Here is a 25421-nt window from a genome sequence, read left to right as displayed (position 1 = left end):
GCAGCCGGGAGCGAGGAAACACGGTGGCTATCAAGTCAAAAACAGCGGGCCGGGCGTTGCCCTGGCTACGCAGCCTGATGGCCGTGCTGGCGCTGTGCGGCGCCGGCAGCCTGATGGGCGTAGCCCATGCCGCCACCGGTTACGGCGCCATCGTGATCAACGAGGCCGACGGCCAGGTGATCACCGCGGTCAATCCCGACGAGCAGAACCACCCGGCCTCGCTGGCCAAGATGATGACGCTGTACCTCACCTTCCAGGCGCTGGAAGGGGGCAAGCTCAAGCTCGACCAGGAGTTGCCGGTGTCGGCCTGGGCCGCCTCCAAGGCGCCGACCAAGCTTGATCTGCGCAACGGCCAGACCATCAGCGTCGAAGATTGCATCCTGGGCATGATCACCAAGTCGGCCAACGACGCGGCCACGGTGATGGCCGAGGGCCTGGGTGGTACCGAGGGCGATTTCGTCGAGTCGATGAATGCGCAGGCGCTCCGCCTTGGCATGAGCAACACCCATTTCGCGAACGCGTCGGGCCTGCCCGATCCGAACGACACCACCACCGCGCGCGACATGGCCAAGCTGGCCATGGCGCTGTACCACGATTACCCGCAGTACTCGCATTATTTTGCGACCAAGGAATTCATGTTCCGTGGCCGCCTGGTGCGCGGGCACAACAACCTGATGGACAAGTATCCGGGCATGGATGGCCTGAAGACCGGATTCACCAACGCCTCGGGCTTCAATCTGGCCTCGACGGCGGTGCGCGACGGCCAACGTATCTTCGGTGTGGTGATGGGCGGGCATACCGCTGCCACGCGTGACCGTCTGATGGCGCGACTGCTCGACGACGGCTTCGAGGACCACGAGACGCCGGCGGCATTGGTCGCGCAGGCGGCCGGTACGCCTGCGGGCGCCAGCCGTACGAAGCGGGTGCTGGAAGCGCTGTCGCCGATCGGTACGGCCGAAGCGGAGACAGTGCCGGAAACGGCGCGTCGTCATCATCGCCACGGCAAGGTGGGCACGGTTGCCGCCACCACCTGCACCCCGCGCAAGGGCGCCAAGTGCCCGACCTCCGCCAAGCGCAGCGCCGCCAAGAAGCCATTGGCGTCCGCCAGTTCGCGCAGCATCCCCAAGGAGCCCTGAGCCCAGGCTCGCGGCGGTACGGCCCGAGCTGGTGTCCTGCCGTGGCGGGACGCACTGAGGGCACGGGCGGATCGATGCGTTACACGCGATGATGCGTGCCCCGTTGATGCGCGCGTTGTGGGTAACCGCAGCGGGGTGGCTTCACAGCGGCGCAGGGTTCCCGGGACGATAGGCTTTTCGAACTCCGGGTGTGCTTCTGCCACAAAGCCTGCAAAAGAAAACGGGCCGCTTGCGCGGCCCGTTTTCGTGTGAGGCAAGCGTGTCGCTTACTTCAGCTTGGCATCGGCGCGCAGCGCCTCGGCCTTGTCGGTCTTTTCCCACGAGAACGCGGTGTAGGTCTTGCCGTCCGGACCCTTCACTTCGTACGGGGTGCGGCCGAAGTGACCGTAGCTGGCGGTCTGCTGGTACATCGGGTGCACCAGGTCGAGCATCTTGATGATGCCGTACGGGCGCAGGTCGAAGTGCTTGCGGATCAGCTTCTCGATCTTCTCGTCGGCGATCTTGCCGGTGCCGAAGGTGGTGACCGAGATGGAGGTCGGCTCGGCCACGCCGATGGCGTAGCTCACCTGCACTTCGCAGCGGTCGGCGATGCCGGCGGCCACGATGTTCTTGGCCACGTAGCGGGCGGCGTAGGCGGCCGAACGGTCCACCTTCGACGGATCCTTGCCCGAGAACGCGCCACCACCGTGACGGGCCCAGCCGCCGTAGGTGTCGACGATGATCTTGCGGCCGGTCAGGCCGCAGTCGCCCACCGGGCCGCCGATCACGAACTTGCCGGTCGGGTTGATGTGGAACTTGGTGCCCTTGTGCAGCAGCTTGGCCGGCAGCACCGGCTTGAGGATGTGCTCGCGCACGGCCTCGATCAGGTCCTTCTGCTTCACGTTCGGGTCGTGCTGGGTCGACAGCACCACGGCGTCGATGGCGGTGGCCACGCCGTCTTCATAGCGCAGGGTGACCTGGCTCTTGGCGTCCGGGCGCAGCCACGGCAGCGGCGAGTTCTTCTTCTTGCGGACCTTGGCCTGCTGCTCGACCAGACGGTGCGAGTAGTAGATCGCGGCCGGCATGTAGTCCTTGGTCTCGTTGGTCGCGTAGCCGAACATCAGGCCCTGGTCGCCAGCGCCCTGTTCTTCCGGCTTCTTGCGGTCCACGCCCTGGTTGATGTCCGGCGACTGCTTGCCGATCAGGTTCAGCACGCCGCAGGTCTCGCCGTCGAAGCCGACGTCCGAGGAGTCATAGCCGATGTCGGTGATGACCTTGCGGGTCAGCGCTTCCAGGTCGATCCAGGCGCTGGTGGTGATTTCGCCGGCGACGATCGCCACGCCCGTCTTCACCATCGTTTCGCAGGCCACGCGCGCACGCGGATCCTGCGCGATGATCGCATCGAGGACGGCATCGGAGATTTGGTCGGCGACTTTGTCCGGATGGCCTTCGGAGACCGACTCGGAGGTGAAGAGGAAGTTGCTCATCGCGGGTTATATCCTTCCTTACGGATAAAGAGATAAAGGGGGTGGCGCATGATACACGGCCCACCCCCGCTTTGCAGCCTCAGCATGGTGGGCGGACATGACGATTTCATGCCGATTCAGCCATTTGGAAGGCTTTGCGGCCCTATCTGGGGGCGGTTTGCGGATGCGCCAACCACTGTTTGGACGGCTGGCGCGGGCGGAGCATAGCGCACGCTGGTCGCAGCGGCCCGTGGCGCAGGGTCGCCGATCCGCCGCCGCACGCGGATGCGCTCAGGACGTGCGGGTGAAGCCGTCCTCGCTCCAGCCTTCGCTGCCGACGCCATGGCGCACGAAAAACAGCCCCTCGGGGTCGTAACGGTGCTTGGCCGCGGCGAGTCGGGGGTAGTTGGAGCCCCAGAAGGCGGTTTGCCAGTCGCGCTCGAAGAAATTGCTTTCCGAGACGTAGGAACCCGCGCTGGGGGCTGCCTTGAGCAGGGCATCCATCGACTGGTCGATTCGGGCGGCTTCGGCGCGGGCGTTCGCCAGGTCCGGACCGGGGCCGGGCATGCCCGGGAAGGCGGGGTCTCCCTCGCTCGCGATGATGGCCAGGGCAAAGGCGTCAAGCACGCCCGGATTCGTCGCGGTGTCGCGCGAGCGCGACAGCGCCTCGTCGGGCGCGCCGGCCAGGCCCTTGTTGAAGTGCAGCGACACGCCCCAGTGGCGGGTGGCGTTAAACAGGGCGTCCGCCAGCGCAGCCTGGCGGGTCTCGCCCAGGAGTGATTGAGGCAACCACGCCGAGCGATAGCCGTGCAGGAATTGTCCGACCTGGCCCTGGTCCCCGGCCCAGAGGATGTGATTGCGCGGCGCGCCCGGGCGACTGTCGGACACGACTAGCTGCGGCGCATGCTGGCGGAAGAACTCCGCGTCCCAGAAATGGCGGGCGGGCAGCGTGATCACGCGCGGCTCCTCCTTGAAGTGGCAGTCCTTTCGCGCGCGGACCCAGGCCAGGAACGGCGCCCAGATCTTCTCGGCGGTCGCCTGGTCCAGACCCTGGAACACCATCGACAGGCGCAGCACGTTGTCGCCGCGGAACACCAGCTGCTCGCCCCAGTGCGGGTTGAACAGAGCCTCGCGATAGAAACCGATGGCCCGCGCGATCAACGCACGATATGCGTCGTCCGACTCGGCCTGGATCGCACCGAACACCGCGCCGAACGTGTCGGGGAGGTCGTGGGTGCGCAAGGTCAGTCGCGTCACCACGCCCAGGCTGCCGCCGCCACCGCCCTTGATGGCCCAGAACAACTCGGGATCCTGACAGGCATTGACCACGCGCACCCGGCCGTCGGCGGTCACCACTTCGGCTTCGAGCAGGTTGCTGCTGGCGGTGCCGAAGTTCTTGGAGAAGCTGCCGAAACCGCCGCTCTGCACCAGTCCAGCCACGCCGACGGTGGTGCAGCCGCCACCCTGCACGTAGCGACCCGCATGGGTGGTCACCGCATCGTAGGCATCGATCCACATCGCGCCGGACTGCACGGAGACGGCCGGCAGCGGCGCCTGTCGTCCCTCACAACCCTGCGGTACGAAGGCATCGTGCGGGGTGACCGCATTCATGTGGCGGGTCCATATGAGCAGGGAATCGGGCGCGTCGGACGTACCCTGATAGCTGTGCCCGCCACCCTTCACCACCAGGCGCAGGTGATGTGTCCGGGCGAAGTTCACGGCGGCGGCCACGTCCGAGGCGTCCTGCGCTGCCACGGCGTAGACGCTGGGGCGCGAGGTCCAGGCGTCGACCCAGCCGCTGGTTTGGGTGAGGGCGGGTTCGTCGCCAAGGAAAAAGGGATTCTTTATCTGCGCCAGCGCCTCGCGGCAGGCGTCGTCGTTGCCGGCGCAGCCCTCGAACGGTGAGCGCAGCCGTTGCAGGCGGCCATGCACGGATTGATTCAGCTGGGCCCACTGCGCGTCTGAGGGCCAGCCCGGTTGCCCGGGACGGACACGTGCGCGCAGACCGGCCAGCGCCTGCGGCTTGCCGCCGGATGCAAAGGCCGGCGTGGTCAGCCAGGGCAACAGCGGCAGCGTGATGGCGGCCTTGAGCAGATCGCGGCGGCGCATGGCAGGCTCCTGATCGGTGGGGAGCGGTCACTGTGCGCTCCCTTCAGGACAGTACAAGCGTGCGGTGATGAGCCGAAGCTCCTCGGGGACGAGTGGAGGGCCTGGGGGGATGGACGGGGCTCGGCTCTCGCCGGGCCGCGTGGCCCGCCTAGTCCAGGCCGAAAGCAAGTCCGTGGCGATGCCCGCCGCTCAGTAGACCAGCGCCCGCGCCTGCACAAAGGCAAAGAAGAACACCGCGTTCGGATCGTTGCGCACGGCCTGCAGTTCCTGGCGCATGCCCTCGACCGTCGCGGTGTCCACCTTGCCGGTGGCCACCAGTTGGTCGGCCGCCGACAGCAGCAGTTCCTCCCAGAACTCGATCATCTGCTTGCGCTTGCCAGGCTGGCGGTTGTCGAGATGGAAGCTCTTCACCTCGGTCTGCACATCGCGGTAGCCGCCGGCCAGCAGCAGGTTGCCGAGCTTGGCGCCGATGAACGGGTCGCCGCCGCTGTCGTACTGGTGGTCGTTGAAGGCCATCCAGTAGCGCAGCAGGTTGGGCGAATACGGATCGAGGAAGAACGAGGAGTTGAGCACCTCGGTTACGTAGACGACGGCGCCGGGACTCATCACGCGGCGCAGTTCGCTCAGCACCCGTGCGGGGCTGGGCATGTGTTCCAGCACCCAGCACAGGTAGGCCGCGTCAAAACTGCGGTCGGGGAAGGGCAGGTCGGTGGCGTCCGCCTGTTGCAGCGTGTAGCGCGAACTGCACCAGGCGGTCTGGGCGAGGTTTTGTTCGGCGGCGGCCAGCTGCGCCTCCGAGCGGTCCACGCCGGTCACGTCCAGGTTCGGAAAACGGCGCAGCAGGATTTCCGTCTGTGCGCCGACGCCACAGCCCACTTCCAGCAGCCGCGTGGATTCGCTGTAGTCGATGCGGCTGAACAGGACGGTCTCGAACATGCGCGCCTGGCGCATCAGTCGCGACTGCTCCTCGGAAGAGAAGCCGTGGATATACGGGAATTCGCCGGTCACGATGCTGTTCACGATGGCGCTCCGCGGTCCGCATCCGGGGGAACGAGCTTACCCCCGCGAGCGTGGACGGGTAGTCGCGATCAGCGTTCGCCGATGTCACCCAGGGCCAGGCTGCGGGGGGTTGGATGCAGCAGCACGAAGTCGAGCACGTCCTGCAGGGTGGGCGCATCGCCCTGCATTGGTCGCGACAGGGCAAACAGCACCGCACCGTGGCCGACCCCGGGATAGAGCCGCAGGGTCACGTCTTCGTGCCGCAGCTGCATGGCGTGGGCCAGCGAGATCGCGTTGGAGGGCTCAACCTCATGGTCCTCCGTGCCCTGCAACAGCAGCATCGGCGGTTCCTCGCCGTGCACGAACGACACCGGCTGCCCCAGGCGCTGCTGGTCGGCGCTGCGGCCGAAGGCGGCGATCATGTCCTTGTCATCGGGCGGCACCGGCACGAAGTCGTAGCAGCCGGCGAGGCCGATGAAACCGGCCAGTTGCGCCGGGCGCATGCCGTAGGCGCCAAGCCAGCGCGCGTCGGTGGCGAGCAGCGCGGCGATCTGGCCGCCTGCGGAATGCCCCATCACGAAGACATCGTCCGCGCTGCCGCCGAATTCGCCGGCATGCGCGTGCGTCCAGGCCACGGCCTCAGCGGCGTCCTGCATGAAGCCGTCCATGGTCACCTGCGGCACCTTGCGATAGTCGGGAATCACGGTCACCACGCCCTGGGCCGCCAGCGCCGTGCCTACGAAGCGGTACCACGCACGCTGGCCGCGGGCCCAGTCACCGCCGTAGAAGAACACCACCACCGGCGCGTGGCTGGCATGGGCGGGCGCATAGACGTCGAGCGCCAGTCCGTGCGCGGGGTCGAACGGGATGGCGTGCCGTTCGCTGATGTCGTGGTGCTGGTCGGTGGCGTTGAGGCCGGCGAACAGCGTGGCCTCGCAGCCTCCGAGCGGCAGCAGGGTCGCGACCAGCAGTACGCGGCTGAGCAAGCCGTACACGGAACGCGAAAATGGCAGGCGGCGTGGCAGGGCCATGGGCTGGGTGACCATCGACGGGATACCGATGATGCCCCAGGCTGGCGCGCAAGGGTTTGCGACCGTGGTCGCGGCCGCGTGGTCAGGCGGCCAGGCGCGCGTCGTCGGCCAGGGCGGCGAAGTACTCGCGCGTCAGCAGCAATTGCTCGACGGCGCTTTCCGCGCGATTCACCACATGGCGGAAGGCCGCGTTCTCGGCGCGATCCTTGGCATACCAGCCCAGGTGCTTGCGCGCGATGCGCACACCCTGCAGCTCGCCGTAGAAGGCATAGAGCTGTTCCAGGTGGTGCACGAGGATGTCGCAGACCTCCGCCGGAGTTGGCTCCGGAAGCGTTTCGCCAGTGGCGAGGTAATGCGCGATCTCGCGGAAGATCCATGGCCGGCCCTGTGCGCCGCGACCCACCATCACCGCGTCGGCGCCAGTGACGTCGAGCACGTGCTTCGCCTGTGGCGGCGTGAGCACGTCGCCATTGGCGAGCACGGGAATGCGAATGGCCGACTTCACCGCGGCGATTGTTTCGTACTCGGCCTCACCCTCGTACTTGTCGGCGCGCGTGCGGCCGTGCACGGCCAGCGCGGCGATCCCGGCATCCTCGGCGATCTTCGCGATGGTGAGCGCGTTCCTGTTCTGGCGATCCCAGCCGGTGCGGATCTTCAGCGTCACCGGCACGTCCACCGCATCCACCACCGCCTTGACGATGCGCGCCACCAGCGGCTCGTCCTGCAGCAGCGCGGAGCCGGACCACACGTTGCATACCTTCTTGGCCGGGCAGCCCATGTTGATGTCGATGATCTGCGCGCCATTGTCGGCGTTGTAGCGCGCCGCCTCGGCCAGCATGACCGGATCGTAGCCGGCGATCTGCACGCTCACCGGTTCGGGCTCGCCGGCGTGATCCATGCGTTGCCGCGACTTGCGCGTCTGCCACAAGCGCGGATCGGCGTTGGTCATCTCCGACACGGCCAAGCCTGCGCCCAGCCGTTTGCACAGCAGGCGGAAAGGCTTGTCGGTGACCCCGGCCATGGGCGCGAGCACCAGCGGCGGGTCGATGCGGTAGGGGCCGATCTGCATCCGCCCATTGTACCGGGCTATCCGGACCCTTGTAGGAACGCCGGTTCAGTGACCGGCGTTGGCCGCCAGTACTTGCGCCTCGCCCTGGTCGTGCCGGTGCTTGAACAGCAGCATGAATAGCACCGCGACCACCAGTGAATACGTGGCGAAGGTGATCCAGATGCCAGGCCAGTCCTTGCTCTGGTCCGGGTGCGTGAAGAACGCCTCGATCACCAGACCGCTGATCGAGCTGCCCAGCACCGCGCCGACGCCATTGGTCATCAGCATGAACAGGCCCTGCGCGCTGGCGCGGATCGAGGGATCGCTCTGGCCTTCCACGAACAGCGAGCCGGAGATGTTGAAGAAGTCGAACGCCATGCCGTACACGATGCACGACAGCACGATCATCCACAGCCCCGGCCCCGGGTTGCCAAACGCGAACAGGCCGAAGCGCAGCGTCCAGGCCAGCATGCTGATCAGCATCACGGTCTTGATGCCGAAGCGGCGCAGGAAGAACGGGATGGCCAGGATGAACAGCGTTTCGGAGATCTGCGAGATGGACATGATGATGGCCGGGTAGCGCACCGCCACCAGATCCTTGAACTCATCCATCTTGGCGAAGTCGTGCAGGAAGGTGTCGCCGTAGGCGTTGGTCAGCTGCAGCGCCGCGCCCAGCAGCATGGCGAAGATGAAGAACACCGCCATGCGGGTGTCGCGAAACAGCTTGAACGAGGTGAGGCCGAAGGTGTCCAGCCACGACTGGTTGGCCTTGCGCTCGAAGCGCGGCGGGCAGGGCGGCAGCGTGAAGGCGTAGAGGCCCAGCAGCAGCGCGGCGCCGGAGGCGACGTAGAACTGGCCCGACGAGGTTTCCAGGCGCAGCAGGCTCACTGTCCACAGCGCGGCGATGAAGCCCACCGTGCCCCACACGCGGATCGGCGGATAGTCGTTGACGATGTCCTTGCCGTCGCTCTTGAGCGCGTTGTACGCCACCGCGATCGAGAGCGAGATCGTCGGCATGTAGAACATCATGTTGACCAGCATCACCCAGAACATCAGGCCGGGCGACTGGATCATCGGCACGCAGAACAGGACCGCCGCGCCGCACAGGTGGAAGATGCCGTAGAGCTTCTCCGCGTTGACGTACTTGTCCGCGATCACGCCGGCGATGGACGGCATGAACAGCGAGGCGATGCCCATGGTCGAGAAGATCGCCCCGAACTGGGCGCCCGACCATTGTTTGGTCTGGAACCAGTACGCGCCGATGGTGAGCAGCCACGACCCCCACACGAAAAATTGCAGGAAGTTCATCGCAATCAGGCGAAGTCGAAGGCTCATCAGCGTGCTTGTCTGGTTCGGGGCGGTGGATGTCGAGCCGAGAACGCGCGACCGCCGCCAGGCCCGGCATGCGCCAGGCCCGCTGGCGATCCGGGGATCCCCTGCAGAAGGCCTTGGGCGCGCCAGGGCCATGCCAAAATAGCGGCAGCCTAGAGGAACCGCCGTGGCGGCGACAAGCTGCGCCGCCGCGAAAAGTTGCGGTTCCGTCATTGTGGAGAGAGATGTGAGCCTGTTCCTGACCATCGCCGTGGTGCATCTGGTGGCGCTGTTGAGCCCCGGTCCCGATTTCTTTTTCGTGTCGCAGACGGCCGTGAGCCGCACGCGCCGGCAGGCCATGTTCGGCGTGCTTGGCATCACCCTCGGTGTGCTGGTGTGGTCGGCCCTGGCGCTGGCGGGCCTGCAGCTGGTGCTGCAGCGGCTGGCCTGGCTTGAGCGCCTGATCAGCGTGGCCGGCGGCCTTTACCTGGCCTGGATGGGCCTGAAGATGTTGCGCGGCGCGTGGCGCGCCCCTGCCGCCGGCGTCGCCGAACCGCGGGCGGTGCTCCAGCAGAGCGACCTGGCGACCCTGCGCGCCGGTCTGCTGACCAACCTGTCCAATCCGAAGGTGGTGATCTACTTCGGCAGCGTGTTCTCCGCCTTCGTCGGCGACCGCGTGAGCCGGGCCGCGCGCTGGGGCCTGTGGAGCATGGTGGTGGTGGAAACCCTGCTGTGGTTCACCTTCGTGGCCGGCGTGTTCGCGCTGCCGGCGATGCGCCGCGGTTACCTCAGGCTCTCACGCTGGATCGATGGTTTGGCGGGCGCGGTGTTCGTGGCCTTCGGGCTGCATCTGATCTTCGCCAGGCGCGCGGGGTAGCACCCGCTTTTTCCCTCTCCCCGTTGGGGAGAGGGCAGGGTGAGGGGGTGGTCTTGCCGTAATACCGTTTCAGAGCGCGCTTCGAATCGCTTCCTTCGCAAGCACTCTCCCCTCACCACCGTAAAGGTGGCAATGCCCCAACCCTCTCCCCACAGGGGAGAGGGAGGTAGGGACTGCGGCTCGCCCCAAAAAAATGCGTCACGATGTGCCGCCTTTTTTCCCTCCCCCTCTGGGGAGAGGGCAGGGCATTGCCACCTTCAGGGTGGTGAGGGGCCAAACTGGCGACGCCCTCGAACTGTGCGCTGCTAAAAGGAAGGCGGCTACGGCAACAACTTCCCCGGATTGAGAATGCCGTCCGGGTCGAAGGCGGCCTTCACGTTGCGCATCAGGTGCAGCGTCGTCGGCTGCAGCGCGAGCGGCATGAACTCCCGTTTCACCAGCCCGATGCCGTGCTCACCGGACAGCGTGCCCTCCAGTGCGATGACCAGGGCAAACACCTCGGCCAGGCAGGCGTGCGAGCGCTCGCGCTCCGCGTCGTCGCGTGGCAGCAGGTTAACGTGCAGGTTGCCGTTGCCGGCATGGCCGAAGCTCACGATCAGCACGTCATGTTTTTTCGCGAGCGCCTTGATGCCATCCACCAGTTCGGGCAGACGACTCACGGGGACCACCACGTCCTCGTTGATCTTGTTCGGCGAAATCGTGCGTTGCGCGGGCGACAACGCCTTGCGTGCCGACCACAGCGCCTGTGTCTCTTCGGCGGTCTGGGCGACCTTCAGTTCTTCCAGACCTTCACCGCGCGCGGCGCGCGACACGGCCTCGACCGCGCTGGGCAAGGTATCAGGCTCGCCATCGACCTCGATCATCAGCATCGCGCCAGCCACCGGCACGCTGTCGCCGCCATGGTCGCGCGCCAGCTTCAATGCCACGTCGTCGATGAACTCCAACGCGCAGGGCGTCACCGGTTGGGCCATGATGCGCGCGACGGCGCGGGCGGCGGCGCCCACGTCACGGTAGGTGGCGCGCATGGTGCGAAGGCCCGAGGGCTTGGGCGTGAGCTTGAGCGTGGCCTCGGTGATCAGCGCCAACGTGCCTTCCGAGCCGATCAGCAGGCGCGTCAGGTCGTAGCCGGTGGCGCCCTTGCTGGTGTAGGTGCCGCAACGGAAGCCCTCGCCTGTGCCGGCCACTGCACGCAGCCCCAGCGTGTTCTCGCGCGGGCTGCCGTACTTCACGGTGCGTGGGCCGGCTGAATTGCAGGCGAGGTTCCCGCCGACGCTGCACCAGGGGGATGAGGTCGGGTCAGGCGGCCAGAAGAAACCATGCGGCTTGAGCGCCTGCTGCAGGTCGCCGTTGAGCACGCCGGGTTCCACCACGGCCAGACGGTTGTCGGGGTCGATGCGCACGATGCGGTTCATGCGCTCGAAACTCACCACCACGCCGCCATCGACCGGCACCGTGGCGCCGGTAGTGTTGGTGCCGCGCCCACGGGCGATCACCGGCACGCGATGCTCGCGGCAGAGACCTACCAGGGCTTCGACCTGTTCGTGCGTGGTGGGAAAGGCCACGGCATCCGGCAGCGCGTTGCGTCGCGAATTGTCGTAGGCGTAGGCGAGACGCTCGGCCATGTCGGTCGTCAAGGAGCCCTCGGCAAAATGAGAGCGAAGGGCGGCAAGCAGGGCGTCGGGTAGCTTCATGGCCCGAAGTATCCCACTGCGGGCCGTCCTCGGGCGTAGCCTGGCCCGCGACTCAGCGGGCAGCCGTTGGCGATGGGGTCTGGCCGGCAGTGGAGCTGGGGATCACGCCATCGATGCGCTCATGCACATACGGGTAGAACGGATTGGACGAAATCCGCAGCACCGCGTCGAGGTCGAGAACCAGCGCCCCGCGCTCGCCGCGCGGCGCCTGGGTGCCGAGATGGATGCCGAAGTTCTCGGATGGGTCGGGCTTGGTGCCGTAGAGCGGATCGTTCGGTGGAAACGGCAGGGCGATGTGCGACAGCGAGAAGATGTCGTCCGGGTACAGGATGGAAAGCGGCGTCACCATCACTTGCACCTGTCGCGGCTCGGTAATGCGCGCCACCGTGTGGCTGTCGTTCTCGGCCGCGTTGGTGACCACGGTGGTCCGGTAGAGGCGCGGCGCGGGCGGCAGCAGGTTCTGCAAGGCCTGCCGCGAGCTTTCGCTGAGCAGCGAGTCGAAGCGACGGTTGCGGTTTACGTCGAACAGCACGATCTCGCTGCCGTTGTCCGGCAGCTGCGCGTAAAGCGTGCGCGTCACCGCCGGCGCACTCACGGTGTCGTCGACCACGGACTGGAAGGTGAGCATGGGTGGCAGGGCCGACAGGCGGTGATCACGGGCCAGGCGTTGCAGCTGGCGGCGGACCACATCGGTCAGCAGATAAGTCTGTCGAGCCGCGTTGACCGGGAACGAGTTGTACTTGAACGGGTTGTATTCCGGCAGCAGATCGAGCCAGGCGGCCTTGGCGAACGCCGGCAACACGGCGGGCAAGCCGGCAAGTCCGGCGAAGCGCGCAAAGCGCGTCACCCCGATCATCGGTGACAGCAGCACAAGTCGGGTGGGCATCGGCAGATCGTGCTGCTCGATGGCGTCCATCGTGTATTTCACCGCCAGCGCGCCGCCGTTGGAGTAACCGACCATGTGGATGGGCGCTTGTGGGCCGACGCGCCGGCGAGCTTCGCGCATGGCAAGGCGAGTGGCGGCCATCCAGTCGGGCCATTGCGCCTTGGTCAGCGCAGCGGGCACCGTGCCGTGGCCCGGCACGCGCAGGCCGATCGCCACGAAGCCGCGTGCACGATAGAGCTCGGCGATGTTGCGCAGGCTGTACGGCGCATCCGTGAGGCCGTGGATCAGCACGACGGCGCCCACCGGCTTGCCCGCCGGTTCGAGCACGTAGGAGCGATTCCAGTCGTGAACAAAGTGGCCGGGGTACATCGGCGCGCCTTCGTAGTAGCGGTTGGTGAGGACCCGCTCGGAGGGCTTCAGCTTCTCGGTCACCTGGCGGCGCACTTCGTCGAACACGCGTTGCTCAGCAGCGAGGTAGCCGGGCCAGTCGGTGGCATCGATCTGGGCAGCCGTCAGCTCGTGCGGCACGTAGGTCTGCCAGGTCGCCAGCGGCGCCCCGCGTTGCGAATCCCAGGCGCGGATGGCCAGCAGGGAGACCAGGAAAATCAGGACAACGAGAAACGTCCACTTGCCCAACTTGAGCAGAGCCCGAAGCATGGCGACTCCCCTGGCGCCCGGTGACGCGGGTCAGTGTGCATGACGATTCATGTGCAATTCGTCGAGAAGCGGCCCGCGCCCGTAGAAGCCGGAGCCTCGTGTCCTGCCCAAACTGCTTGGGGGCAGGTGACGCCGTATGACGAATGGGACCGTGGTTCCGGGCGCCCCTACAGGTGCTTGACCATGCACACGCAGGCAAGGCTCACGCCCAGGGACGACTGGTACAGGGACTGGCTTTCCCCTTCGAAACCCTGTGCCCGATAGAACGGCGCCGCGTTGAGCGTGGACTCCAGGTGAATGGCCGGAAGCCCGGCGCCGCGAGCCAGGGTTTCCAGATGCTCCATCACGGCGCGACCGACGCCATGCCGCATGCAGGCCGGGTGCACGAATACCGCGTCGATCTTGCCCGTCGACAGGTCGATCATTCCGCTGCCAACCACCTGGCCGTCGACGAGCGCGACCAGGAACTGATCAGCGACGCGTGCGGCGAACGCCGCGGACAGCTCGCCTGACGTCCAGATCGCCAGGTCGCCCGGCGGGTAATGGTCGCGGCATTGGGCGAGGATGGCCTCGCGGCGGATCGCGAAGACCGCCGGCGCGTCATCGATGTTCGCCTTTCTTATGTGTACGGACGTCATCGGCCTTCCTGCATGTCCGTGGCTTGGTGCACTCGATCCCAGGCTGCCAACAGGGGTTCTCGTCGGCTCAGGCGCCCATGTTCGGCCTGAGCGCCGGTCCCTCCCGATCCCTGGCGCTTGCCGTTCCACCGATTCCGCCTGGATCAACAGGTGCGCGTCATGACATGCGCTCGCGGGCGGCGGCGCGGTTCACGATCAGCCGACTTCGAATGCGTTGCGCCACCAGGCCATGGTGACCTGCTCGGCGGGACCATCATAGGTCACCACGTCGAAGCGGCAGGAGCGATGGGCGTGCTGGGGTTGGCTGGCGAGCCAGAGTTCGGCCGTCTGGATCAGTTTCGCCTGCTTGCTGCGATTGACCGAGGCGGCCGCATCGCCACGCGTGGCGGTCAGGCGATGTCGGACTTCGACGAATACGACGGCGCCGCCGTCGAGCATCACCAGGTCGAGTTCGCCGTAGCGGGTCGTGTAGTTGCGCGCGAGCAGCTTCAGGCCCGCGCGCTGCAGCTCCGTGCAGGCGCGTTGCTCAAAGACGGCGCCCGCGGCGCGCATCAGTGACCGGTGGGCTGATCGCTGGTGGCTGGCTGCTTGTCATCCACAGGCGGCGCCAGCGCCGGCGCGTTGTCCATCTGCAGGCTGCCGTTGAGCGGGCGGGCCAGGCCGTCCTGGAACCGGGCCCACACCAGCACGCGGCGGATGCGGCCGAACTGGTCCGCGGTGAGCTGGCCGCTGGCGCCCGGCAGGTAGCTGCCAGGGTGGGCGCGCAGCCAGTCGAGGTAGGGCGCCAGGTTCCACGCATCCATGCCAAAGGCGAACAGGCGCGCCGAGGTGCCGCGCGCGGTCGGCAGCTGCGCGGCGATGTCACTACGGTTCGGCAGGCCTGGCTGCACGTCGAAAAGCCACGGCGCGTCACAGAACTCCACGCCTTCGAGGTCGCGGTTGGCTCCTGCGTCGTCCGTGCCGGCATAGATGTGCGAGGTGCCGATCACCGGCAGGTTCACACGCGCGAGTTTGAGCTGGGGCAGCAGCAGGCGGGCCTGCTGCGGACGCATGCTGATGAAGACGCCGGTGTTGTTGTTGGCGCCGGCATCGCCCGTGTCGGTCGGCATGCCCAGGCCGCTGATGGTGCTGGCGTAGTTGACGCCGCTGGCGGCGAGGTTGCCCATGCCGGCGACCTTGCCGCCGCGCGACTCCAGCTCGGCGCGGAACGCCTTGGCCGCGCGCTGCGCGAAGTCGTCGTTGCTGACGATCACGTAGGCATTGAGCAGACCGCCTTCTGCCATGTGGTCGGCCGCCTGGGCGCCTTCGGTTTCCGGCAGCAGTCCGAACTCGCTGACGCCGCTCGCGGGCAAGCTCTTGTCGTCCGGGTGATTCAGGGCGAGCAGCGCCACCGGCAGCTGCGGCAGGCCGAACAGGGCGGACACTTCACCACGGGTCAGCGGGCCGATGACCAGCTGCACACCATCGGTCACAGCCTGCTGGTAGGCCTTGACGGCGCCGGCGGGCGTGCCGCCGGTGTCGTACACGCGCACCGGCGGACGCGGCGTGTGGTTGCGTCCGGAGTCGGCATACGCGGCGAAGAAGCCTTCGGCGACCGCGGCGCTGGCGGCGGCGAGGTTGCCGCTGGCCGGAAGGATCAGCGCGACATGCGCCGGCATCTTGAAGCCTTCGCGCACGTTGGCGCCTTCGCCCGGCATCATCGTGCCGACTTCCTGCTCAAGCGTCGGCGCCGGGCGCGCCACCGCGACACCAAGCTGGCTCAGCGCCTCGTTGACCCACGGCAACATGCGGTCGCTTGCCTGCATGGCGGCCGCACGCTGCTTGAGCGGATCGGCGCCGAGCTGGGTCAGCAGTGTGACGATCTCCTTGCGGTTCTGCGCCTGGTCGAGGCCGCGCAGTTGGCCGTCCATTTCGACGCGCGTGCGCGCGGCGCCCCAGAGGTCGCCGGTCTGCTGCATGGCCTGCGAGCGCAATTCCAGCAGGCGTAGCTGCAGGCTGGGCGGCACGCTGATGTTGGGTTGCGTGGTGAGCTGCAGGGCGCGCGGCGCGTTGTTGTGCTTGAGCGCCAGCTCCGCCTGCAACAGGTCCAGTCGCGACGGCTCGTCGCCACTCAGGCGCTGGCGGCGGATGGTGTCGATGAACGGCGTGGCGCGCTCGAGCTGGCCCTCCTGGCGGTAGGCCTCGGCGGCGAGCAGCTGATAGTGGTCACGGTTGCTGCCCGTTTGTGCCAGCGCGAGGTACGACTGCGCCGCATCGTCGTACTTGCCTTGCTGCTGCAGCGCGTCGGCTTGCTGGCTGGCGGCGATTTCGGCGGGAGACCGCTCCACGGTCGGGGGTACGCAGGCGGTGAGTGCCAGAGAAATCAGCAGGGCGACACCTGCGGCGCGGGTAAAGCGCATGGCCAAATCCCTTCGAGCTTTTTTTGACGACGTGGTCGGCGGATGGGCGATGATAGCCCATTGAGTTGCCGCCTCATTGTCCAGGAAACAGCAAGATGTCACAGATTCAGCCGGGTCAGCTATGGGTGGTCGCCACCCCGATCGGTCATCGCGATGACTTTTCCGCGCGCGCCGTCGAAACCTTGCGCTCGGTGGCGGTGATCGCTGCGGAAGACACGCGGCACAGCCGTCCCCTGCTCATGCACTACAACATCGGCACGCCGCTGGTGGCCCTGCACGAGCACAACGAGCGCGAGGTCGTCGAGCAGATCGTGCGGCGGCTGCAGGGCGGCGAATCCGTGGCGTTGATTTCGGACGCCGGGACGCCGCTGATCAGCGATCCGGGTTTCCGCCTGGTGCGTGCAGCGCGCGCGGCTGGCATTCGTTGCGTTCCCGTGCCTGGCGCCTGCGCGGCCATCGCCGCGCTGTCGGTGGCGGGCCTGCCCAGCGACCGCTTCGTGTTCGAGGGTTTCCTGCCGCCCAAGGCGGCGGCGCGGCGCACGCGCTTGCAGGAACTTGCGGGTGATGCGCGCACGCTCATCTTCTATGAGTCCTCGCACCGCGTGGCCGACAGCCTGGCCGACATGCGCGATGTCTTCGGCGAGGCGCGCGAGGGTGTGCTGGCGCGCGAGCTGACCAAGCTGTTCGAGACAGTGATCGGCGTGCCGCTCGGCGAGCTGGCCGCGCGCGTGGCGAACGATCCCGACCAGCAGCGCGGTGAGTGCGTGATCCTGGTGGCGGGGCGGGGCGAGGAGGCCGATGCACGCGAGGCGGAGGGACGGCGCGTGTTCGCCATCCTCCGCGAGGAGTTGCCGCCGGCGAAGGCGGCTAAGCTGGCTGCCGCCATCAGCGGCGCGCCGCGCAAGCTGTTGTACGAGGGCTAGCCCCAGTCTCCAGCCCGGCTGTACGAGCGCGCGCCGTGCGAGAAAGATCTGCAGGACAGCGACGATACGGCCTCACGGTCGCGCGCAAGGTGCGTTCCCGCAGGAGTCGATTGTCCATTTCTCAGGCCCCCTGAGCCCACCGTTCCATTACAATGCGCGCCGGAGTCGGCCGGACAGTCGCGTCGCGCGCAAGCGCGTCGAGGAAAGTCCGGGCTCCATAGGGCAAGGTGCCAGGTAACGCCTGGGCAGCGCGAGCTGACGGCCAGTGCAACAGAGAGCAGACCGCCGAACGGCGCCTTCGGGTGCGCGTGGTAAGGGTGAAAGGGTGCGGTAAGAGCGCACCGCGTGCGGGGCTAACGCCGCATGGCACGGTAAACCCCACCTGGAGCAAGACCGAATAGGGGAACGATAACGCGGCCCGCGTTGTTCCCGGGTAGGTTGCTGGAGCCTGGCGGCGACGCCAGGCCGAGAGGAATGACTGTCGCGCCGCAAGGCGTACAGAACCCGGCTTACAGGCCGACTCCACCTCCTTCACTGCCGCCGTCATCGCCTTGTCGAACGTGGACAAGGCGATGACGGCTGGCTGATGGCCGGCATGAACGGGCAATTCATGTCGACCCGGCCCTGGGGTCGGGAAGAGGGGCTTGGGTGGTGCAGGGGTATTGGAAAAAATCCCAGCCATTCAAGCACCTTGAGATAGTTCCTCATAAAAGGCTGGAAATACTGCCAGATCACCGCCTTTCTCATTGATTCACAAGCAAAATTCCCTTGACAGTCTCAGGGGGCGAGACTATCGTGGGTTCATGTGTGAAATCGTGGGAATTCGTGGAGCCTAACGGTCGTGTTCCAGGGCGAAACCGCCATCACTGTTGACGACAAGGGCCGGCTGGCCATTCCGACCGCGTACCGCGAGTTGGTGGCCGACGCCTGCGCCAATCGTCTGGTGATCACCTACAACCCCTTCGAAACGGGCTGCCTGTGGCTGTTCCCGTACGCCGAGTGGGAAAAGGTGCGCGACCAGGTGAATGCGCTGCCCAAGGTGAAGGCCGCCCATCGCGACATGCAGATGAAGCTGGTGGGCGCCGCGGCGGTGGTCGAGCCGGACGGCGCGGCCCGCCTGCTGCTGCCTGCCAGCCAGCGCGCGACCACGGGCATCGAGAAGAAAGCGGTTCTCCTGGGCATGGGCAACAAGTTCGAGCTTTGGAGCGAACAGGCCCACCTGGCAAAGATCCGCCAGACCATCGGCGAAGACGAGATCACAGACGAGATGGCGGAGCTGCAGCTGTAACCGGCAACGGTGGCGGCGTGGCGGAGTTAACGGGACGGGAGCGGGAGTGCGGCATGGCCGAGCAGTTGCGGCACATCCCGGTGATGCTGGGTGAAGCAGTGGAGGGACTCGCCGTGCAGGCAGGCGGGCGATATCTCGATGGCACCTTCGGACGCGGCGGTCACGCCCGCGCTGTGCTGTCGCGCCTCGGTCCCGACGGCCGCCTGCTGCTGATGGATCGCGACCCGCAGGCCATCGCCACGGCCCATGCCGAATTCAGCGGCGACCCGCGCGTCTCGATCCGTCACGCCAACTTCTCCAGCATGGCCGAATGGGACGAGACCGCCGGCGGCCTCGACGGCATCCTGCTCGACCTCGGCGTGTCCTCGCCCCAGCTCGATGAAGCCGCCCGCGGCTTCAGCTTCATGGCCGATGCGCCGCTGGACATGCGCATGGACACCACGCAAGGTGAGAGCGCGGCCGATTTCCTCGCCCATGCTTCGGAAAAAGAAATTGCCGACGTCCTGTGGATCTACGGCGAGGAGCGCTTCAGCCGCAAGATCGCCCGCGCCATCGTCGAAGACCGCACCGAGCACCCGATCACTCGCACGGGTCAGCTGGCTGGTTTGATCGAACGCGTCGTCGGCCGCCGCGAGCCGGGCAAGCATCCCGCGACGCGCAGCTTCCAGGCGCTGCGCATCCGCGTTAACGGTGAGCTGGACGCACTGGCGCAGGGGCTGGAGTCGGCGCTGTCGCTGCTCAAGGTCGGCGGCCGCCTGTCCATCATCAGCTTTCATTCGCTGGAGGACCGGGCGGTCAAGTTGTTCATCCGCGACCACTCCGGACGCGTGCAGGGCAGTCGTCGTGGCCCGCCGGTCGCCGCGGCGCCCGCGCGCCTGGCCGCGGTGGGCAAGGCGCAGTTTCCGTCCGAGGCGGAGCTTGCCGTCAATCCGCGCGCCCGCTCGGCGGTGCTGCGCGTGGCGGAGAAACTCGCATGAAGTTCCTCGGCGGCATCTTCATGCTGGTCCTGCTCGCGGCGGTGCTGTCCAGCGCCATTGCCGTGGTGTGGACGCGCCATGAGAGCCGCGTGCTGTTCGTTGAGCTGACTCGCCTGCAGAACCTGCGCGACGACCTCAACATTGAATACGGCAAGCTGGAGCTGGAACAGGCTACCTGGGCCGAGCCTCGTCGCGTCGACGACGAAGCCCGCCAGGCGCTGGGCATGGTCAATCCCAAGCCGCAAGACATCCAGCTGGTGCGCCGATGAAGCCGCGCCCCCGTCCGACCGCCCATCCGACCCGCCGCCGACAGGCGGGTCCTAGCATTCGCCGCCGCATGATGGTGGTGGCCGCCGTGCTCGGCCTGGCGTCACTGGGCCTGGTGGCGCGCGCATTCGACATGCAGGTGGTGCGCAAGGGTTTCTATCAGAACCAGGCGGACGCCCGCATCCTGCGTGAAGTACCGATCGCGGTCTCCCGCGGCACCATCTTCGATCGCAACGGCGAGCCGCTGGCCGTGTCGACGCCCGTGGTTTCGATCTGGGCCAATCCATCCGAAGTGCTGGATAACGAGGACAAGCTGCCCGCGCTGGCCAAGGCCATCGGCATGGATGCGGACGCGCTCAAGCAGTACCTGGCGCAGCGCTCCGAGCGCGAGTTCGTCTACCTGCGCCGCCAGATGTCGCCGGACGCCGCCCAGGTGGTGCTCGACCTCGGCGTGCCGGGCGTCAACGGCCAGCGCGAGTTCCGCCGCTTCTATCCGTCTGGCCCGGTGACCGCCCACGTGCTGGGCTTCACCAACATCGACGACCACGGACAGGAAGGCCTGGAGCTGGCCTTCGACGACTGGCTGGCGGGCAAGCAGGGCGCCAAGCGGGTGATCCGCGATCGCATGGGCCACGTGGTGGAAGACCTGGACCTGGTGCGCGCGCCGCAGCCGGGCCGCGACATCACGCTCAGCATTGACCGCCGCATCCAGTTCCTCGCCTACAACGAGCTGAAGAACACCATCGAACAGTCCGACGCGGACTCCGGCTCGATGGTGATCATCGACGTGCGCAATGGCGAAGTGCTGGCCATGGTGAACTGGCCCACCTACAACCCGAACGCCCTGCGCGGCAGCAATCCGTCGAGTCGCCGCAACCGCGCGATGACCGACGTGGTGGAGCCGGGCTCCACCATCAAGCCGTTCGTGATGGCCGCGGCGCTGTCCAGTGGCAAGTACACGCCGACTGGACCGCTGGTGGATACGGGCAACGGCCACTTCTATTACATCTCGCACGACATCCGTGACACGCACGCCTACGGCATGCTCTCGCCCACCGGCATCCTCGCCAAGTCCAGCAATATCGGTGCCGCCAAGGTGGCGATGACGCTGGACACCGGCCTGATGTACGACACCTATCGCGCGTTCGGCTTCGGCAACAGCACCAACAGCGGCTTCCCGGGCGAAGCGTCTGGCTACCTCAAGCCGGGCAAGAGCTGGGGCATGCTGGAGAAGGCCATTCTGGCCTACGGCTACGGCCTCAACGTGACGCCGCTGCAGCTGGCGAACGGCTACGCCACCATCGCCGACGACGGCGTGATGCACTTGCCCACCTTCGTGAAGGGCTCGGACAACGAAGCCAAGCAGATCGTCGACCCCAAGATCGCCCATGAGCTGGTGCAGATGCTGGAGTCGGTGACCCAGCCCGGCGGCACGGCGGCGCCGTACGCATGGATCGCCAACTACGGCGTGGCAGGCAAGACCGGCACCGCGCACAAGGCCTCGGCCGGTGGCTATTCCAAGAACAACTACAGCGCGGCCTTCGCCGGCATCGTGCCGGCCTCCGATCCGCGCATGGCGGCCGTGGTGGTGATCGACAACCCGAAGAAGGGCAGCTACTACGGCGCACTGGTGTCCGGCCCCGTCTTCGCCAAGGTCATGGACGGCGCCTTGCGCCTGATGGACGTGCCACCGGACAACATCGGCCGCTGGTATGTCGGCGGGCCGCTGCAAGGACAGAATGGTTTGACCAGTACTAAACAGCCCACGGTGGAAGCCGTGGATGACGCGCCGATCGAGGGGGCCACGCCATGAGCGCCCGCCTCGATCAACTGCTCAAAGGCATCGCCGAGACCCCTGGTGTCGGCGATATCGTCGTTTCAGGGCTCACGCTCGACTCGCGCCAGGTGCGCCCGGGCGACGCGTTCTTCGCGCTGCGCGGCACGCGCGAGCACGGCATCCGCTTCGCCCAGGGCGCGGCGGCGCGCGGCGCCCGTGTGGTGCTGGCCGAGGCGCCGGCGGCGGACCTGCCCGAGGTCGACGTGCCGGTGCTGTGGGTCGACGGCCTGCACGGCAAGGTCGGCGAGATCGCTGCGCGTTTCTTCGGCCGTCCGTCCGAGTCGCTGCGCGTGATCGGCGTGACAGGCACCAACGGCAAGACTTCCACCGTGCAATTGCTGGCGCAGGCGCTCGAGCACCTCGGCCATCGCGCGGCGACCATCGGTACCCTCGGCGCGGGCCTGCATGGCCAGATCAGCGAAGGCGAGCGCACCACGCCCGACGCAATCAACGTGCAGGGCCTGCTCGCCTCGTTCCTCGAGGGCGGCGCCAGCCACGTGGCGATGGAGGTGTCCTCGCACGCGCTCGAGCAGGGCCGCGTCGCAGCGGTGGCGTTCGAGGTGGCGGCGTTCACCAACCTCACCCGCGACCACCTGGACTACCACGGCAGCATGGAAGCCTACGGCGCGGCCAAGGCCAAGCTGTTCGCCTGGCCGACCCTGAAGGCGGCGGCCATCAATATCGACGACGCGTTCGGCCGCGAGCTGGCTGCGCGCCTGCCGTCGGGCGTGCGCGCCCTGCGCCTGAGCGCCGACGGCGACGCCAGCGCCGAAATCCGCGCCGCTGACGTCGTCACCTCGGCCGAAGGGCTCGCCTTCACCGTACACGCCCCGTGGGGTGCCCATGCGATCCGCAGCCGCCTGCTGGGACGTTTCAATGTCGCCAACCTGCTGGCGGTGGTGGGCTGCTTGGGCGCGATGGGCGAGTCGTTCGAGCGCATCGTGTCCGCTGTCGAGTCGCTGGCGCCGATCAACGGCCGCATGAACCGTCTCGGCGGCGTGGCCGGGCTGCCGCTGGTGGTGGTCGACTACGCGCACACTCCCGACGCACTCGAGCAGGCGCTGACCGCATTGCGCGCCCACTGCGAGGGCCAGCTGCTGTGCGTGTTCGGTTGCGGCGGTGAGCGCGACGCCGGCAAGCGCCCCCAGATGGGTGAGATTGCCGAACGCCTGGCCGACGCCATCATCGTCACCGACGACAACCCGCGCGGCGAAGACGGCGACCTGATCGTGGCGCAGATCGTCGCCGGGCTGAAGCATCCCGCCGCCGCCACGATCGAGCGCGACCGTGCAGTGGCCATCCAGCGCGCGCTTGTCACTGCCAAGGCGGGCGACGTGGTGCTGATCGCCGGCAAGGGGCATGAGACCTATCAGGAAGGCGCGTCAGGGAAGCGTCCGTTCGACGACCTGGCGGTAGCCCGCCAAGCGCTGGAGACCCGAGCATGATGCGCCTGAGCGCCATTGCCCTGTGGACCCGCGGCCGCCTGCTGGGCGACGACGTGGACGTGACCGGCGTCGCCATCGACACGCGCAAGCTGAAGTCAGGCGACCTGTTCGTGGCGATCAAGGGCGAACGCGTGGACGGCCACGACTTCCTCGCCGACGCCAAGGCCAAGGGCGCCATCGCTGCGCTGGTCACCCGCAAGGTCGACTTCGACCTGCCGCAGGTGCTGGTGGACGACACCGAGCTTGCGCTGGGCGACCTGGCCAGCGCGGTGCGCGCGCAGAGCAACGTGCGCGTGATCGGCATCACCGGCTCCAATGGCAAGACCACGGTGAAGACGCTGACCGCCTCGATCCTGTCGCGGCATGGTCGCACCCACGTCAACGCCGGCAACTACAACAACGAGCTGGGCCTGCCGCTGACCCTGCTGGCGATGCCGCAGGACACGGAGTACGCGGTGCTGGAGATGGGCGCCGGCAAGCCGGGCGACATTGCCTACCTCGCCGCCATCGCGCGGCCCGATATCGGCCTCGTCACCACCATTGCTCCCGCGCATCTTGAGCGCATGGGCAGCGTGGAAGGCGTGGCCGAGACCAAGGGCGCGCTGTACCAGGCACTGCCGGTCGACGGCGTGGCGATCATCAATGCGGACGACGCGTTCGCCAGCTTCTTCACCGGGCTGGCCGGTTCGCGTCGCCAGCTGCGTTACGCGCTCAGCCACAAGGCCGATGTGGGCGCGGACATCCTCGATCAGCGCGTGGACGGCTCGCACTTCCTGCTGAGCACGCCGGTGGGCGACGCTGAAGTGCAGCTGCCGCTCGCTGGCCGCCACAACATCGCCAATGCGCTGGCGGCGGCCTCGATCGCGCTGGCGCTGGACGTGCCGCTCGACACCATCGTCGACGGCCTGGAGAACGTGCCCAGCGTGGCCGGCCGCCTGCAGTTCGAGCAGATGCCGGGCGGCTGGGTGCTGATCGACGACAGCTACAACGCCAATCCGGGTTCGGTCGGCGCCGCCATCGATACGCTGGCGCTGGCCGAGGGCGAGCGCTGGCTGGTGCTGGGCGACATGGCCGAGCTCGGCGACAACACCGTGGCCCTGCATGCCGGCATCGGCGAGCGCGCGCGCCAGCGCGGCATCGATCGCCTGTTTGCGGTCGGCCCGTTGAGCGCGGCCGCGGTGAAGGCGTTCGGCGAGCGCGGCGAGCATTTCGCCGACAAGGCGGCGCTGATCGCCGCACTCAAACAACACATGCACAGCGCCGTCGCCTGTCTGGTCAAGGGCTCGCGCTCCTCAGGCATGGATCAGGTGGTCGTTGCGCTTCGCGACAACAAGGCAAAAGGGGAGGGCGCATCCGATGCTGCTTGAACTCGCAGACTGGATGGCGCGGCACTTCACCGCCATGCATCTGTTCCAGTACATCACGTTCCGCACGATCATGGCCGCGCTCACCGCGCTGTCGATGTCGCTGCTGTTTGGGCCGGCGCTGATCCAGAAGCTCGCCGAGCTGAAGGCGGGCCAGGTGGTGCGCAAGGATGGCCCGCAGACGCACCTGTCCAAGGCGGGTACGCCGACCATGGGCGGCGTGATGATCCTGCTGGCGGTCACCCTGTCCACCATCCTCTGGACCGACCTGCACAACCGCTACGTGTGGCTGGTGCTGGCGGTGCTGCTCAGCTTCGGCGTGATCGGCTTCTACGACGACTACAAAAAGCTGGTGCTCAAGGACAGCCGCGGCTTGGCCTCGCGCTGGAAGTACTTCTGGCAGTCCGTGTTCGGCCTCGCGGCCGCGCTGTTCCTGTACTACACCGCGCCGCAGGCCAGCGGCTTGCAGCCGGTGGCCGAGACCGCGCTGTACGTGCCGCTGTTCAAGCAGGTCGCCTTGCCGCTGGGCGCGATGTTCATCGTCGTGGCCTACTTCATGATCGTGGGCTTCTCCAACGCGGTGAACCTCACTGACGGCCTGGACGGCCTGGCCATCATGCCGACCGTGCTGGTGTCCGGCGCGCTGGGCGTGTTCGCCTATCTCGCCGGCAACCGCCTGTTCTCCGAGTACCTGGGCATCCCCTCGATTCCCGGCGCGGGCGAGCTGGCGATCTTCTGTGGCGCGCTGTCGGGCGCCGGCCTGGGCTTCCTGTGGTTCAACACCTATCCGGCCCAGGTCTTCATGGGCGACGTCGGCGCGTTGGCGATCGGCGCGGCGCTGGCGGCCATCGCGGTGATCGTGCGCCAGGAAATCGTGTTGCTGGTGATGGGCGGCGTGTTCGTGATGGAAACCGCCTCGGTGATGATCCAGGTGGCCAGCTTCAAGATGACCGGCAAGCGCGTGTTCCGCATGGCGCCGATTCACCACCACTTCGAACTGAAAGGCTGGCCCGAGCCGCGCGTGATCGTGCGCTTCTGGATCATCAGCGTGGTGCTGGTGCTGATCGGCCTCGCTACCTTGAAGGTGCGCTGA

The 25421-nt window shown here is 67.3% G+C and carries 21 protein-coding genes and 1 other RNA gene; 11 read left to right on the top strand and 11 right to left on the bottom strand.

Annotated features, from left to right (window positions below):
• Window positions 1-23: 23 nt before the first annotated feature.
• Entirely contained in the window at window positions 24-1136 is a 1113-nt protein-coding gene (locus DVT68_RS07655; RefSeq protein WP_114824503.1) for a D-alanyl-D-alanine carboxypeptidase family protein, read from the top strand.
• Window positions 1137-1402: 266 nt separating this feature from the next.
• Here the strand turns inward: DVT68_RS07655 and metK are convergent, their stop codons facing one another.
• The 6 genes from metK to DVT68_RS07625 form a co-directional block, all read right to left on the bottom strand.
• Complete coding sequence (gene metK / locus DVT68_RS07650; protein WP_111980972.1) at window positions 1403-2602, bottom strand: methionine adenosyltransferase; 1200 nt, start codon at window positions 2600-2602, stop codon at window positions 1403-1405.
• Window positions 2603-2872: 270 nt separating this feature from the next.
• Window positions 2873-4690: an FAD-binding oxidoreductase gene (locus DVT68_RS07645; RefSeq protein ID WP_114824502.1), complete on the bottom strand. Its 1818-nt coding sequence runs from the start codon at window positions 4688-4690 to the stop codon at window positions 2873-2875.
• Between the two features lie 189 nt (window positions 4691-4879).
• Window positions 4880-5701 carry a class I SAM-dependent methyltransferase gene (locus DVT68_RS07640; RefSeq protein ID WP_114825295.1) on the bottom strand — a complete coding sequence of 274 codons (822 nt, stop codon included), beginning with the start codon at window positions 5699-5701 and terminating at the stop codon, window positions 4880-4882.
• A 77-nt stretch (window positions 5702-5778) separates the two neighbouring features.
• Entirely contained in the window at window positions 5779-6720 is a 942-nt protein-coding gene (locus DVT68_RS07635; RefSeq protein ID WP_199536004.1) for an alpha/beta hydrolase, read from the bottom strand.
• 82 nt (window positions 6721-6802) lie between these two features.
• The gene (dusB, locus tag DVT68_RS07630) at window positions 6803-7789 is read right to left on the bottom strand and encodes a tRNA dihydrouridine synthase DusB (RefSeq protein ID WP_114824500.1); all 987 of its coding nucleotides are present in this window, start codon (window positions 7787-7789) and stop codon (window positions 6803-6805) included.
• A gap of 45 nt (window positions 7790-7834) precedes the next feature.
• Window positions 7835-9103, bottom strand: coding sequence for a nucleoside permease (locus DVT68_RS07625; RefSeq protein ID WP_114824499.1), 1269 nt, complete (start codon window positions 9101-9103; stop codon window positions 7835-7837).
• A 223-nt stretch (window positions 9104-9326) separates the two neighbouring features.
• Between DVT68_RS07625 and rhtC the strand changes: the two genes are divergently transcribed.
• The gene (rhtC, locus tag DVT68_RS07620) at window positions 9327-9956 is read left to right on the top strand and encodes a threonine export protein RhtC (RefSeq protein WP_114824498.1); all 630 of its coding nucleotides are present in this window, start codon (window positions 9327-9329) and stop codon (window positions 9954-9956) included.
• 320 nt (window positions 9957-10276) lie between these two features.
• Here rhtC and DVT68_RS07615 read toward each other — a convergent pair whose 3' ends face one another.
• The 5 genes from DVT68_RS07615 to DVT68_RS07595 all read right to left on the bottom strand — a co-directional run bounded on the left by DVT68_RS07615 (window position 10277) and on the right by DVT68_RS07595 (window position 16227).
• A complete protein-coding gene (locus tag DVT68_RS07615; protein ID WP_114824497.1) occupies window positions 10277-11647 on the bottom strand; it encodes an FAD-binding oxidoreductase in 1371 nt (456 codons plus the stop codon).
• Between the two features lie 52 nt (window positions 11648-11699).
• The gene (locus DVT68_RS07610) at window positions 11700-13190 is read right to left on the bottom strand and encodes an alpha/beta hydrolase (RefSeq protein WP_114824496.1); all 1491 of its coding nucleotides are present in this window, start codon (window positions 13188-13190) and stop codon (window positions 11700-11702) included.
• 167 nt (window positions 13191-13357) lie between these two features.
• Complete coding sequence (locus DVT68_RS07605; RefSeq protein WP_114824495.1) at window positions 13358-13828, bottom strand: GNAT family N-acetyltransferase; 471 nt, start codon at window positions 13826-13828, stop codon at window positions 13358-13360.
• 195 nt (window positions 13829-14023) lie between these two features.
• Entirely contained in the window at window positions 14024-14380 is a 357-nt protein-coding gene (locus DVT68_RS07600; protein ID WP_114824494.1) for a YraN family protein, read from the bottom strand.
• Entirely contained in the window at window positions 14380-16227 is a 1848-nt protein-coding gene (locus DVT68_RS07595) for a penicillin-binding protein activator (protein WP_114824493.1), read from the bottom strand. The genes DVT68_RS07600 and DVT68_RS07595 overlap by 1 nt, the downstream gene beginning before the upstream one ends.
• Window positions 16228-16322: 95 nt before the next feature.
• On the opposite strand from DVT68_RS07595, the gene rsmI reads away from it, so the two are divergent.
• The 9 genes from rsmI to mraY all read left to right on the top strand — a co-directional run bounded on the left by rsmI (window position 16323) and on the right by mraY (window position 25421).
• The gene (gene rsmI / locus DVT68_RS07590) at window positions 16323-17150 is read left to right on the top strand and encodes a 16S rRNA (cytidine(1402)-2'-O)-methyltransferase (protein WP_114824492.1); all 828 of its coding nucleotides are present in this window, start codon (window positions 16323-16325) and stop codon (window positions 17148-17150) included.
• Between the two features lie 161 nt (window positions 17151-17311).
• Window positions 17312-17678, top strand: an RNA gene (rnpB, locus tag DVT68_RS07585) — RNase P RNA component class A.
• Window positions 17679-17991: 313 nt separating this feature from the next.
• The gene (mraZ, locus tag DVT68_RS07580) at window positions 17992-18438 is read left to right on the top strand and encodes a division/cell wall cluster transcriptional repressor MraZ (RefSeq protein WP_038621199.1); all 447 of its coding nucleotides are present in this window, start codon (window positions 17992-17994) and stop codon (window positions 18436-18438) included.
• Between the two features lie 53 nt (window positions 18439-18491).
• On the top strand, window positions 18492-19415 hold the full coding sequence (gene rsmH, locus DVT68_RS07575) for a 16S rRNA (cytosine(1402)-N(4))-methyltransferase RsmH (protein ID WP_114824491.1): 924 nt from the start codon (window positions 18492-18494) through the stop codon (window positions 19413-19415).
• Window positions 19412-19684: a cell division protein FtsL gene (gene ftsL, locus DVT68_RS07570; protein WP_114824490.1), complete on the top strand. Its 273-nt coding sequence runs from the start codon at window positions 19412-19414 to the stop codon at window positions 19682-19684. Before rsmH ends, ftsL begins: the two co-directional genes overlap by 4 nt.
• Entirely contained in the window at window positions 19681-21495 is a 1815-nt protein-coding gene (locus DVT68_RS07565; RefSeq protein WP_114824489.1) for a peptidoglycan D,D-transpeptidase FtsI family protein, read from the top strand. The genes ftsL and DVT68_RS07565 overlap by 4 nt, the downstream gene beginning before the upstream one ends.
• Window positions 21492-22964 (top strand): UDP-N-acetylmuramoyl-L-alanyl-D-glutamate--2,6-diaminopimelate ligase, encoded by a 1473-nt coding sequence (locus DVT68_RS07560; RefSeq protein ID WP_114824488.1) that lies wholly within the window; start codon window positions 21492-21494, stop codon window positions 22962-22964. Before DVT68_RS07565 ends, DVT68_RS07560 begins: the two co-directional genes overlap by 4 nt.
• Window positions 22961-24331 carry a UDP-N-acetylmuramoyl-tripeptide--D-alanyl-D-alanine ligase gene (locus tag DVT68_RS07555; protein ID WP_114824487.1) on the top strand — a complete coding sequence of 457 codons (1371 nt, stop codon included), beginning with the start codon at window positions 22961-22963 and terminating at the stop codon, window positions 24329-24331. Before DVT68_RS07560 ends, DVT68_RS07555 begins: the two co-directional genes overlap by 4 nt.
• A complete protein-coding gene (gene mraY, locus DVT68_RS07550) occupies window positions 24321-25421 on the top strand; it encodes a phospho-N-acetylmuramoyl-pentapeptide-transferase (protein ID WP_114824486.1) in 1101 nt (366 codons plus the stop codon). The genes DVT68_RS07555 and mraY overlap by 11 nt, the downstream gene beginning before the upstream one ends.

The organism is Dyella solisilvae, assembly GCF_003351225.1.
Classification (GTDB): Bacteria; Pseudomonadota; Gammaproteobacteria; order Xanthomonadales; family Rhodanobacteraceae; genus Dyella; species Dyella solisilvae.
The sequence above is the reverse complement of the archived record's forward strand: the minus strand, read 5'-3'. Positions and strand labels throughout refer to the sequence as shown.